Origin of the sequence: Aquimarina rhabdastrellae (assembly GCA_947387485.1) — a bacterium.
Lineage (GTDB): Bacteria > Bacteroidota > Bacteroidia > Flavobacteriales > Flavobacteriaceae > Aquimarina.
The window spans coordinates 131,351-144,385 of the sequence record CANDNT010000001.1 but is presented as its reverse complement, the minus strand read 5'-3'; the positions used below and the strand labels follow the sequence as shown (position 1 = coordinate 144,385).

Genomic DNA, 13,035 nt, shown 5'->3' with positions numbered 1-13,035 from the left:
TACGGGTTTATATAGCAATTTTATATAATGCAAATTATAAATTACAGTTTGTGTCATAATGTTCTGCGTTATGTAACTTTGCTTGGGTAAAGCAAAGTTATATTGCAATAATTTTCTCAAAAAAATCTTTTCTAAAAGTTTCTTCTACAATGTAATGGAACACTTTTTATGCGACGACGTAGGAGGGAAGCATAATGTGTGTGGAATGGTTATTTTCTACAATCTGTAATTTGGACACAAGACATCTTTGTTTAGCTCTTAAATTTGCATTATAAAACAGTAAAAATGAACCATTCACTATTTATAATTACATCAATTATTTCATTATTTAGCTGTAACAATCTTGAAAAAATGGAAGAAGAATTTAAAAAAATAGGCGAGCAACAAAAACTTATTAGCCATCAAATTGGCAGTAAAGACGAAAGCGGTTTTTCTCATAATGCTTTTATTTGGTTAGGAGACAATGCTTCGGAAGCTGAACGAAAACAATTCTTCGAAGATTTTAAAAAACTGGCTGAACTTCCAGAAGTGTATAAGGTTTCGTTTGGTTTTCCAAAGGAAGGTTTGCCCAAAGAAGAACAATTTGATGTGGTTTGGCTCTGTCATTTCAAATCGAAAACTGATTACCATACATACACCCAACATCCTATTCATAAAAGATTTGTCGATGATTATTTGCCACGTTTTAAAAAAGTATTGGTGTTCGATAAATACGAAAAAACAGGAAAAGTGAGTAGTTATCAGTTGTAACAAACAATATAAATAATTTATCGCATCTAAAACTTATACCGATGAAAACAATAATAACAGCAATAATAATGATGCTCTTTGTATTTGCACTACAAGGATGCAAAAACGAAAAAAAAGCAAACACACCAACTGAAAAACAAATAAATACAAACGATATGGCACAAACTAAAATAAACGAACAAGCAATGGAAGCACTAATGGCTGGAACATCTTATCCGCCTCACGCACCAATTTTAAAAACACCAGCCGATTATGGTTTGGAATATGAAGAAATTACTTTTTCAACCGAAGACGGTGTCGAATTGGCTGGATGGTTTATCCCAGCAGATTCTGATAGGTTGATTATTTCTAACCATTTTTCGCCAGGAAACAAGTATGGTTATCCAGGGCATATAAAAGAATTTGAAAATCCAGCCGGCGAAATAAATGCGATACCACGTTACAAAGCACTACACGATGCTGGTTATAGCGTATTAACGTATGACAATAGAGGACACGGAGAAAGTCCAGATGATAAAGACGGAACTATTGGGCTCGGACAAAAAGAATGGCAAGAAGTTGTGGCTTCACTCGAATTGGCAAAAACGGACGAGAGAATGGCAGGTAAAAAAGTGGGAATGTTTAATGTGTGTATGGGAGCCAACTGTGCAATGGTAGCAATGGAAAAAAGACCAGATTTGTTTGAAGATGTGAAAGCGCAAATGTTATTGCAACCTTTTAATATGCGTGTAATGGTTGATAAGGGTTTTGGATTAATGGGAGCAGATGCTAAAACTTTAATGCCTGAATTTGAAAAACGTTATACCGAAAAAACAGGCTTCGATATTGACGACCACGATATGACAAAATACGTAGATGCCATTAAAATGCCAACCTTTGTAGTACAAGTGCGTAACGATTTTATGACAGATGTTCAAGTAGTACAAGATGTGTATGATGCATTAAAAGTAGAAGACAAAAAAATGTTTTGGATTGAAGATACACCGTATCGTTTTGATGCCTATAAATATTTTTCAGACCATCCAGAAATGATGTTGGAATGGTTTGATGGGCATATGAAATAATTCGAGACTGATTAATAGCAAAGCGATTGGAGCATTTTAAATATTCTAATCGCTTTTTTTAACTTTGATATATGGCAGAATTTTTAAATATAAAATCTATTAGTAAAAATAATAGACTGTTGGGCATTCCAAAACCTAAACATCCTTTAATCACGTTAGTGCGACATAAAGATGTAGATTGGACACACATAACGCACAAAAATCTGATTTGGAATTTTTATCAAATTACACTAAAGTATCATAATGCAGAATTACATTATGGGCGTCAAAACTACGATTTTGAAGAAGGTTCTTTAATATTTACAGCACCCAATCAAGTGATTTCTACAGGGGAAGCACCAACCGAAATAGACGAAAAAGCTTGGGGATTATTATTTCATCCAGATTTAATTAGAAATACCGAATTAGGACAGAAAATTCATCAATATTCGTTTTTTAATTACGAAGCCAACGAAGCCTTACATCTTTCTGAAGTTGAAGAAAAAACCATTCTTGAAATTGTCGCCAAAATAGAACACGAATACAGTCAAAACCTAGACCAACACAGTCAGACGTTGATTGTGACCAATTTAGAATTGTTGCTCAATTATTGTTTGCGATTTTACGATAGACAATTCTATACAAGAACACATAAAAACAAAAGTATAGTCGCTCAACTCGAAACCTTGTTACTTGATTATGTAAACGACAATAGTAGGCTACAGCTTGGTATTCCAACGGTTTCCTACTGTGCAGAACAAATAAATATATCACCCAATTATTTAAGCGATTTACTAAAAAAAGAAACTGGTAAAACTACTAAAGAGTACATTGATTATTTCTTGATTGAGAAAGCAAAAACAATGTTAGTTTCTACTAAAAACACCGTTACCGAAATTGCCTACGATTTAGGTTTTGAAAGCTCTCAATACTTTAGCAAATTGTTTAAAAAGAAGACAGGATTGACACCTGTGAAATATAGAAATTCAGTCAATTAATCTACACATTTTTATTTGGCCTCATAAAATTTTGGTTAAAACAATAAGTGAGTAGAGCGACCATATTTTAGGGGTTTAGTTACTAATACTTTTGGATTCTCAAAATATTAATTCAAGTTCTTTACAATCTTGGTATGTTAAAATGTTTCCTAAAATATAGCGAAACGAGCCGTACATTGTTTCCAAAATTATATGCAGCCTTGAATTTTTGTTTCTTTTGTTTCAAGACAAAAGATAATGCAAAAACTAAAAAATGTTTAATTGGAATACGAATTAGAGCAAGTGTATAGAAATTTTTAAGAAAGGATTTGTGCGGTTGGAAAATTTTATACTGTTGCGTGAGGTTTGTACAAATGTTAATGAGATTTTTTTACAACGATAACTTCAATATAATTTCTACATTTAATTAGAAGTTAAAAGGTTTTGCTTTTTTTGGTGTGGCCAAACGTTGGCAAATTGAGTTTAAAAATAAATGCCATAAGCATTTAATTTTTTAAAAACAATATAGCGGTTGGGCGCGGCAATTTTACATAACGTCTAATTATAGCTACAAATGTTTTCCTTATAAATCTAAATTTCCAAATCCTCGAGAATCGCATATTTGAAAAATGTTGAACCATTGTACAGAATATTCAATTTAAAAGTACGAATGTTTAATGACCCAAGTTCTACAGTTTATTTGTGAGTACAGAACTTTCTGGGATATTTTAAATAATATGGAATTATAGCTATCAAATGACGAAACCACTTAAAATACAAAACGAGACATTTGTACTATAATTAATATTATGTAAAATAGAATATTTTAGAGCCTATACTACACTCAGTTTTATATAAAAAAGAAAAACCTCATACTTATTAAAATATGAGGTTTTTTTAAAGCGCTGAGAATCGCTTATACGGTTTCTTGTTCGAGTTCTTTTAAAATACGCTCAGCAGAATGCGTTGCTTTTTTATACTTTTTAAAGACCCATTTGGCAAAAAAGAAAAAGAAAACAAATCCCAATACTGTTGTTATGATTAATCTTGTTGTGATAAAATCAACCAAATCTCTATTGCTTAAAATTTTTGTAGATACGATCAATACCATACACATAAAAAGAAAACCAAAGTAAAATCCAATTTTTTGTGTCTGTATAAATTCTTGTTTGTTTTGTGCATATTGCTTTAAAGCTTCTTTATGTGGCATCGCTACAAGATTTATTTTTTTCATTTTATAAATACTGCGCAGCGATAATATCGGCATGACGATTAAATATACACAGCTTAAGATTCCGGCCAATTGTGAATACCAATTATCGAGTTTGTCAAATTGAAAAATAAGATAGATCAAAGCTGCAAAGCAAATTACAGCACCTATAGTTTCAGGTATGGATATTGCGTTTAATTTATGTTTATATTTTTGTGTAGTCATTTCTAAAATAATTTTATCAGTTACTATTTTCTGCTGCTCAATGTCTTTAGACATTTCGCCCCAAAGACGTTGCATTTCTTCTAATTCCATTGAACTAATTTTTTAGTTGTTTTTGTAATTTCTTTTTAATCCTACCGATTCGTGTTCCTACATTACTTGTACTAAAACCAGTGATTTGCGCAATCTCACTATGACTTTTACCTTCAAGATATAAGAACATAATTCCTTTTTCGACAAGACTTAAAGCTTTAATATGCTTATATAACAGATGTATACGTTCTTCGACAAGATGATCTACCTGATCAATTCTATCGATAAACTCTTCATTAAAAGAGATCTTACTTTTGCGTTTTTGATCTTTTTTTAATTGAGATATAGCCGTATTTAAAGCAACTCTATAAATCCAGGTACCTATTTTGGATTCGTTTTTAAAACTGCCAAAAGATTTCCATAATTGATACACAATTTCTTGGTATAAATCTTTTTGATCTTCGGGAGCTTCAGTATACATCTTAGCAACCTTATACAAGATACCTTGATGTGATTTTATAATAATTATAAATTCTTTTTCGCTTTGCATTATGATTGAATTACATAGTATTAGTATTCATAAGATCAAAAAAATCACACTTAGCGTAATATTTTTTAGTTTTTACTGTAACGAATAGGTCTCTCAGTCGTTTCATAAATGACATCAATTAACAAATCAAAAAACTTTTCAGATGAAAAATAATCATTTTTTGGCGATACTATTTTTGTTTATAGCTACACAAATTACACTAGCGCAATCTAAGACCTTTACCCTAGTAGATGCAAAAAACAACTCCCCTATCCCCTATGCTACGATATTATTTAATGGTAATCAGGGAAGTATCACAAACCAAGAAGGTGTTTTTAGGTTAAATATGGATAAACTAAATCCTAATGCGGTTGTAGCGATATCTTGTATAGGTTACCAAAGTAAAAGCTTTAAACCAGAGGTGCTTAAGCAAGAAAAAAATGCTACAATAAAATTAATTCCATCTGTAGAGTCTCTAGAAACTGTACATCTAGATCAAGCGCGTCCTCATGTAGATACGATCATGAAAAGAGTATATGATAGACTAGCGACAAACTATAAGTTTAAAGACAAAAAATACAAACTGTTTTATCGCAATACCAATAAAATGCATTTTGATAAGCTAGATGTCAATGTAACTAAAAACACTGGATTTAAAAGAACCGCAATTAAACAGTTAAACGAAGAATTAGATGCTTTAAAAAAAGAATTAAAAAAATCGATCAATGCCTCGGGATATTATGCAGATATGCTTCTTGATTTCTACAAAACAGATAAGGCGAATTTAAAAATGGTAGTTGAAAAAGCGATAAGCCTAAACGGCTTCGATAATTTGAGTACTCCAGAAAGTTTACAAAAAGATATGCTGACTAAAATCATTAGAAATTTTGAAGAAGATATTACCTATAAAGTAAAAACAGGATGGTTTAAAATAGAAGACTCATTATCTTTAAAAAGTATTATGAAAAAGAGTAAGGATACTGTACCTCCTAGTGTGAATGTAGCCTCTACAAAAGAAGATGTAAACAGTATTTTATTGGATAACGGATTTAAAGTAAATTATTCTGATCTTAATTTTGTAACAGAACAAAACCTATATAGATACACACTCGAAGATATTTTGTTTTACGAAGGAAGTTTGGTATATAAAGTAGCATTTAAACCAAGAAAAAGTGATGGTAAATATGGTGGTTTCTTATATGTAAATGAAGAAGATTATGCGGTATTAAAAACAGAATATGCTTACGCGAAAGGAAAACATGGGCGTGGTCTAAATTTAAAATTAGTATTAGGTGTAAAATTTAGAGATACTAAACGAAAAGTAACAGTGAGTTATAAAAAAGACAGTACTGGATATTATGGACTACAGCATGTAAAGCAAGAAACGGTAAAAGAAATGTATGTGAGCAGACCTATGAAATTGATAGCAAATGAAGTAAGCAAGAAATTGAAATTTAATTTCAAAGTACAGTTTGATATCATACAAAGCAATGAGGTGTTCTTTTTGTCACAAGAGCAGTTGGATTCAACAGAATATACTGCCGTTAAAGAAGTGATTAAAGCACCAATAGAAACGCTTACTACTTATCATAATAATGTATGGAAAGATTATCCAGTATTAGAACCTGTGAGAAAATATAAAAATACAGCAGTCAATTAAGAGCTGTATTCTTCTAAAAAAAATGATATAGCCAAAATATACTAATCGGTATATTTTGGCTATATTTGCATTGTACAAAGAATTATAATGCCTAGTAAAGCAGCACAAACAACCGAATTTATAGTAGCTACAGTAGCGCCTATTTTTAATAAATACGGCTATGCGGCAACATCTATGAGTGATATTACTAAGGCAACAAAACTTACCAAAGGGGCTATTTATGGTAATTTTAAAAACAAAGAAGAACTAGCCTTAGCAGCATTTAATTATTCGATTAAGAGAATCGTAACAGCAATAGAAAAACATCAATCAAAAGGAAAATCTCCACTTGAAAAACTGTATTTACTTATCGATTTTTATCGTACCTATTATAACTATAGCGATACTTATGGAGGTTGCCCGATTTTAAATATAGGGGTTGATGCAAATCATCAAATGATACAATTGCACCAACGTATACAATATGTAATTAATAAATTACAACAAGCCATAGCAAATTTTATAGAAGCAGGAAAAACAACCAATGAGATTAAAAAAGAAGTAGATGCAAGTCATTATGCATCCCTATTCTTTTCAATGATAGAAGGAGCTGTTTTTATGACATTTACTATGCAAGACGAACAATATTTGACAAGAACAATGGATCATATAGATACATTAATAAAAAAAGAATTGAGCAATTAAAATTTTTTGAATAAAAATATACCGATTGGTATTTTAATTAGAATAGATGAAAACATTAGCAAAAGTATTAGAGAGCAAAGCCAAAATAAGATTTCAAGATTGTGATCCTTTTAATCACTTAAACAATGCCAACTATATTAATTATATGATTAATGCTAGAGAAGATCAAATTGAAGAAAATTATCAATTGGATATTTTTAAATTGGTAAAAACACAAGGAAAAGCTTGGGTTGTAGGAAGCAATCAAATCGCTTATTTAAAACCAGCATTGGTAATGGAAACAGTAACTATAGACTCACAACTTATACGTTATGATCAAAATAGTTTAACGGTAGAAATCAAAATGTGGAATGAAGCAAAAAGTGAGCTTAAAGCAGTATTGTGGAGTACTTTTGTACACTTTGATTTACTAAAACAAAAACGAACAAATCACAGTGAAGATTTTATGCAATTATTTGAAAATGTTGTCAATTCAGTATCATCAAAAAGCTTTGAAGAAAGAATTTTACAATTAAAACCACAAAAAGTGTAACATTGTAAAATTTGAGTCGTCATATATTAAAGATCTTCAGTCCATCTTAAAACCTAATCTTTGATATGAGACCTTCAAAAAACAATTACTCTCCCACCAAAAAGAGAACAATCTATGTTTTTTTGGGATTCTTAATGATTGCGCTAATATGCATGACCATAGCAGCTTGGCAAATGGGAGTCTTATAAAACCTAGTTAAAGACATAGGAACAGTATTAATGATTAAGAAAGTTTAATGTATTTTTAGCTTCGTCATTAATACTGTTTTTAATTTATACTAAAGATATGCTTAGAATATTTAAGATGTGTTTTTGTTATTGCCTTGGTTTCTTTTTAACCATAACAGCAATAGCACAAGAAAAAAACAAAACTTCATACGAGATAAAATATTTAGATGAGTTTGTTTTTGACAATGATAACTTTTTTAAAGGATCAAAGATTGGAGGATTATCAGCAATAGAATATTATAATAACGAGTACTACTTAGTTTGTGATGATGCAAGAGCTCCGCGATTTTATAAAGCAGCTATAACAATAGAAGATCAAGAAATAAAAACAGTTAACTTTGATAAAGTAGTGAACTTCCCTTCTACTGCTTTTATAGAAAATACACACCCAGATTTAGAAGCCTTGAGAGTTTTTTCTGGTCAAGAAATCATTGTATCAAGTGAAGGATCTATACATAAAAATGTAAATCCTGAGATTTTTATAGTTGATGAAGAGGGTAATTTTAAGAAATCGTATACCCTTCCCTCCTACTTTTTATTAGACGGAAAAAACCAACCAAGACATAACGGAGTTTTTGAAGGTTTGTGCAAAGACGAACAACAAAATGGTTTTTGGACAGCAATGGAATTGCCTCTGGTTAATGATGGTGAAGAACCAACCATAGAAAGTCCTGGAGCACCTGTGCGAATTACACATTTTGATAAAGAAAAAAGTAAAGCTGACTTTCAGTTTTTATATCCACTCGATAAATTAACGAAAGATCCCAAAGGTAGATTTGGGGTAAACGGAGTAACAGCTTTATTACAATTAGATGCTACTACATTTCTGTGTTTAGAAAGAGGTTATTCGAGCGGCTATGGAACACAAGGAAATACAGTAAGGATTTATCAAGTCGATATTAGAGAAGCAACCAATACGTTGACATGGGATACTATAAAAGATAAGACATATAAAGTAGCGCAGAAAACATTAATCTATGATTTTGAAGATGCAAGACCAGCGTTGACACGTCAAATAGTAGATAATATAGAAGGACTAACTTTAGGACCAAAATTAAAGAATGGTCATGATAGCTTAATCCTAGTATCAGACAATAATTTTAATCCTAAAACAAAACAGATTAATCAATTTATATTATTGGAACTTAAAAAACGTAATTAAAATGAAACAATTTCTTTTCGCTTTATGTATAGCTGTATTTAGTTTTTCGGCTATAGCTCAAGAAAATAGTACTGCTACAGCTACTACTTATATTTTTGTAAGACATGCAGAAAAAATGCTTTCAAATCCATCAGATAGAGATCCTGATCTAACTACTCAAGGGCAACAACGAGCAACACAATTAGCATACGTTTTAAAAGATATGAATATCGATAAGGTATATAGTACAAACTATAAACGTACAATGCAAACAGCTGCGCCAACAGCAAAACAATTTAATTTAAAAGTCGAACAATATAATCCAAGAGAACTATTTTCAGAACAATTTCAAAAAGATACACATAATAAAACGGTATTAGTAGTAGGACATAGTAACTCCACTCCTAATTTCGTAAATAAAATATTAGGAACACCGAAATATCAGGGAATTGACGAAAAAGATTACGGAAAACTATTTATAATAACAATTACCAATGATACTATAAAAGACATTCAATTGAATTATTAAGAAATACTCTGATCAAAAGATATAATAGTAACACCTATGGACTAACAAGTTATAGGTGTTTTCTTTTGTTCTTTTTTAGGTGATGCAAAAAAGAATAATTCATACTAGACCGAGTGATTTTATAAAGGAAATCGAAATAAAATTGTACCGAGACCTAATCAATCTAAAATGTTTTTAAGTAAAGAGTGATTAGAGATGAGTTAGTTAGTTAGTTAGTTAGTTAGTTAGTCAATAAGTTGGTTAGTTTTTAAGTATGAAAATCTAAAATCGATATTCTTAATTTAGTATTCGATATTCATTTAACGGCCTATCGAAAATATAGTGTGAAATTTGCAATAAGAGAAGCGTAAAAAACTTTGGACTGTTTGAGCGTAAGCGAGTTTGTCTTAAGTTTAGCTTCCGAATAATAAATTTAGCTATGGTTTCGTAAGCCTAGACTTTTTTGGTTCTTTTTTCGGCGATGGAAAAAAGAAAAAATTAAATAGAACAACTCATGTCGGGTCGAGTGATTTTTATGAAGAGAAACGAAATAAAATTGTATCGAGACCTAATCAATAAAAAATGTAAAACGCTAAATGTAAAATGTTATAGTTGATTGGTTTTTGAGTTTGATAGTTGAGGTGTCACTTCGGTAAATTCAGCAACCATAGAATTTCGGCAACCGTAAGTCAAATGATTCTAATAGCTGTAGCCTGAGCCTGACGAAGGCTATACTTTATCAGTAAAGAATTATTAGTAACAAAGCCAACAATAATTATTCTTAATTCGATATGCTATAATTCAATATCCTTTTCTAGAAATAAAATAAAGTAACTTTAAACTAACAATGTCAAAATTGGTAATGATGCTTAAAAGGAAAAATCATTTTCAAGAAAATTAAGTTAAAATAATGGTAAAAAAAGTTATTTTGATCAAAAACATGAAAACTAACATAAATCATAATTAAAATATCAATAATATAACTATTAAATAATTAGAGAGTTAGTAAATAATCTTGTCTTTTTTTATATATTAGAGTTGGAGATTCTACATATTTTTATAATTTGCAATGCTATGCAAGCATAACATACCATACCAAAGTAGCTTATGATAAACATTAAAAGATTATTTGATTTTCCTTATTATCAATTAGAGAAGTATAATTTAGATGCTGCTCTTGTGACCAAATATGACGGAAAATGGATTTCTACATCAACTCAAGAATATATAAACAAAGCAAACCAAATCAGTAGAGGATTACTAAGGTTAGGAGTAAAACCTAATGATAAAGTAGCGATCATATCGTCTACAAACCGTACTGAATGGAATATTGTTGATATAGGTATTTTGCAGTTAGGAGCACAAAATGTGCCGGTCTACCCTACTATCTCTAAAGAAGATTATCAGTATGTTTTGAACCATTCAGAATCTATGTACTGTTTTGTATCAGATACAGAGGTATTAGAAAAAGTACAGAGCATAAAAGATCAGGTACCATCGCTTAAAGAGGTTTATTCTTTTGATGCTATTGATAGCTGCTGCAATTGGAACGAAGTATTAGAGCTAGGAAAAGATGATAGCAATCAAGATGAGGTGGAAAAACTTAAAGATGCTGTTAACGAAAACGATTTAGCTACTATAATCTATACTTCTGGTACTACAGGAAGACCTAAAGGAGTAATGTTAAGTCATAAAAACGTTGTGAGTAATGCTATTAACAGCTCTACTCGATTCCCTTTTGGTGATGACGAACAATTAAAAGCCTTAAGTTTTTTACCAGTATGTCACATTTTTGAAAGAATGTTGATGTATTTGTATCAATATAGAGGGATCTCAATTTATTTTGCCGAGTCTATTGAAGCTATTAGTGATAACCTAAAAGAAGTAAAGCCACATGTAATGACTGCGGTACCTCGTCTTTTAGAAAAAGTTTATGACAAGATTATTGCAAAAGGAACAGATCTAACAGGATTAAAGAAAAAACTTTTCTTTTGGGCTGTAGATTTAGGATTACAATACGAACCTTATGGAGCAAATGGTGCTTGGTATGAATTTAAGCTAAAAATAGCACGTAAGTTAATCTTCAGTAAATGGCAAGAAGCACTAGGTGGAGAATTAAAAGTAATAGCATCAGGAAGTGCTGCTTTACAAGCGCGTCTAGCAAGAGTATTTAACGCAGCTGGAATTAGCGTTATGGAAGGGTATGGACTTACAGAAACCTCTCCAGTAATTTCTGTTAATGATATGCGTGATAACGGATTTAAAATCGGTACAGTAGGACGATTGATTCCAGAATCTATTGTTAAAATTGCAGAAGATGGGGAGATTTTAGCCAAAGGACCTAACGTAATGATTGGTTATTACAAAGACGAAGAAAAAACCAAACAAGTTCTTAAAGACGGATATTTCCATACAGGAGATATAGGAGAAGTTGATAGTGAAGGATTCTTAAAAATTACCGATCGTAAAAAAGAAATGTTTAAAACTTCTGGAGGTAAATACGTTGCTCCACAAGTAATTGAAAATACATTAAAACAATCACGTTTTATCGAACAGATTATGGTGATTGGTGAAGGAGAAAAAATGCCAGCAGCATTTATCCAACCTAACTTTGAATTCTTACAAGATTGGGCTAAGCGTAAAAACCTTAACATTGGTAACTCTTTTGATGAAATGGTAAATAATCAAATCGTTATTGATCGTTACCAAGAAGAATTAGACGAATACAACCAGAAATTCGGAAAATGGGAACGTATTAAGAAATTTGAACTTACCCCAGAAGAATGGAGTATTGATAGTGGACAACTTACGCCAACCATGAAACTAAAAAGACGAGTGATCAAAGAAAGATACAAAGATCTTTATGCAAAAATATATAACTGTTAATTTTTACAGTTTAATATTTTAACACTTATAAATAAAAACTCCTCTGTATAAGAGGAGTTTTTTTATGAAATCAATTTTATTTCATACATTGTTTTAAATTTCTCTCAATTTTAAGTGTTTTTATTATGCATGCATAATAAAATTTTCTTACCTTTACGCTATATTCAATTTCTATGAGAGAAAAAACGATAGATTACATTTTGAGAGCGACATGGATGTCGGTTGCCAAAATGTATAATGAAGAAGCTGGTAAAATGGGAAGCACTATGGCAACCGGTTTTACATTAATAAATATAGATCCAGAAAGCGGAACACCATCTACATCATTAGGACCAAAAATGGGAATGGAGGCCACTAGCCTATCTCGCACCCTTAAAACTATGGAAGAAAAAGGGTTGATCTATAGAAAAAAGAATCCTCAAGACGGACGAGGAGTCTTAATACATCTTACAGATTTTGGAATAGAAATGCGCGAGTTTTCAAAAGACGTGGTCTTCAAATTTGACAACGCAGTAAAACAAAACGTATCACAAGAAAAATTAGATACCTTTCTAGAAGTATTTCAGATTATTAATGATTTGATTTCTTCAAAGAAAATATACACAAAACAAGAATCGATAACACCTTAAAAAC

The 13,035-nt window shown here is 30.9% G+C and carries 12 protein-coding genes; 10 read left to right on the top strand and 2 right to left on the bottom strand.

Features of this window, described 5'->3' with window-relative positions:
* The first annotated feature begins 351 nt into the window (after window positions 1–351).
* From ACYEKI_RS00655 to ACYEKI_RS00645, 3 genes are all read left to right on the top strand, one after another.
* Entirely contained in the window at window positions 352–750 is a 399-nt protein-coding gene (locus ACYEKI_RS00655) for a Dabb family protein (RefSeq protein ID WP_459209213.1), read from the top strand.
* A 68-nt stretch (window positions 751–818) separates the two neighbouring features.
* A complete protein-coding gene (locus ACYEKI_RS00650) occupies window positions 819–1,814 on the top strand; it encodes an alpha/beta hydrolase family protein (protein ID WP_459209212.1) in 996 nt (331 codons plus the stop codon).
* 119 nt (window positions 1,815–1,933) lie between these two features.
* Window positions 1,934–2,791, top strand: a complete 858-nt coding sequence (locus tag ACYEKI_RS00645; protein ID WP_459209211.1) for a helix-turn-helix domain-containing protein — start codon at window positions 1,934–1,936, stop codon at window positions 2,789–2,791.
* Window positions 2,792–3,686: 895 nt separating this feature from the next.
* On the opposite strand, the gene ACYEKI_RS00640 is transcribed toward ACYEKI_RS00645, so the two are convergent.
* Both ACYEKI_RS00640 and ACYEKI_RS00635 read right to left on the bottom strand, forming a co-directional pair.
* The gene (locus tag ACYEKI_RS00640; protein WP_459209210.1) at window positions 3,687–4,295 is read right to left on the bottom strand and encodes a hypothetical protein; all 609 of its coding nucleotides are present in this window, start codon (window positions 4,293–4,295) and stop codon (window positions 3,687–3,689) included.
* A 4-nt stretch (window positions 4,296–4,299) separates the two neighbouring features.
* Window positions 4,300–4,785: an RNA polymerase sigma factor gene (locus tag ACYEKI_RS00635; protein ID WP_459209209.1), complete on the bottom strand. Its 486-nt coding sequence runs from the start codon at window positions 4,783–4,785 to the stop codon at window positions 4,300–4,302.
* Between the two features lie 142 nt (window positions 4,786–4,927).
* Between ACYEKI_RS00635 and ACYEKI_RS00630 the strand changes: the two genes are divergently transcribed.
* From ACYEKI_RS00630 to ACYEKI_RS00600, 7 genes are all read left to right on the top strand, one after another.
* Window positions 4,928–6,424 (top strand): carboxypeptidase-like regulatory domain-containing protein, encoded by a 1,497-nt coding sequence (locus ACYEKI_RS00630; protein WP_459209208.1) that lies wholly within the window; start codon window positions 4,928–4,930, stop codon window positions 6,422–6,424.
* An 87-nt stretch (window positions 6,425–6,511) separates the two neighbouring features.
* A complete protein-coding gene (locus ACYEKI_RS00625; protein WP_459209207.1) occupies window positions 6,512–7,108 on the top strand; it encodes a TetR/AcrR family transcriptional regulator in 597 nt (198 codons plus the stop codon).
* 46 nt (window positions 7,109–7,154) lie between these two features.
* Window positions 7,155–7,640 (top strand): acyl-CoA thioesterase, encoded by a 486-nt coding sequence (locus tag ACYEKI_RS00620; protein ID WP_459209206.1) that lies wholly within the window; start codon window positions 7,155–7,157, stop codon window positions 7,638–7,640.
* A 285-nt stretch (window positions 7,641–7,925) separates the two neighbouring features.
* Window positions 7,926–9,029, top strand: coding sequence for an esterase-like activity of phytase family protein (locus tag ACYEKI_RS00615; protein WP_459209205.1), 1,104 nt, complete (start codon window positions 7,926–7,928; stop codon window positions 9,027–9,029).
* Between the two features lies 1 nt (window position 9,030).
* Window positions 9,031–9,537: a SixA phosphatase family protein gene (locus ACYEKI_RS00610; RefSeq protein ID WP_459209204.1), complete on the top strand. Its 507-nt coding sequence runs from the start codon at window positions 9,031–9,033 to the stop codon at window positions 9,535–9,537.
* A gap of 1,086 nt (window positions 9,538–10,623) precedes the next feature.
* Window positions 10,624–12,402 carry an AMP-dependent synthetase/ligase gene (locus ACYEKI_RS00605; protein ID WP_459209203.1) on the top strand — a complete coding sequence of 593 codons (1,779 nt, stop codon included), beginning with the start codon at window positions 10,624–10,626 and terminating at the stop codon, window positions 12,400–12,402.
* Window positions 12,403–12,575: 173 nt separating this feature from the next.
* Window positions 12,576–13,031 carry a MarR family winged helix-turn-helix transcriptional regulator gene (locus tag ACYEKI_RS00600; RefSeq protein ID WP_459209202.1) on the top strand — a complete coding sequence of 152 codons (456 nt, stop codon included), beginning with the start codon at window positions 12,576–12,578 and terminating at the stop codon, window positions 13,029–13,031.
* Window positions 13,032–13,035 lie beyond the last annotated feature (4 nt).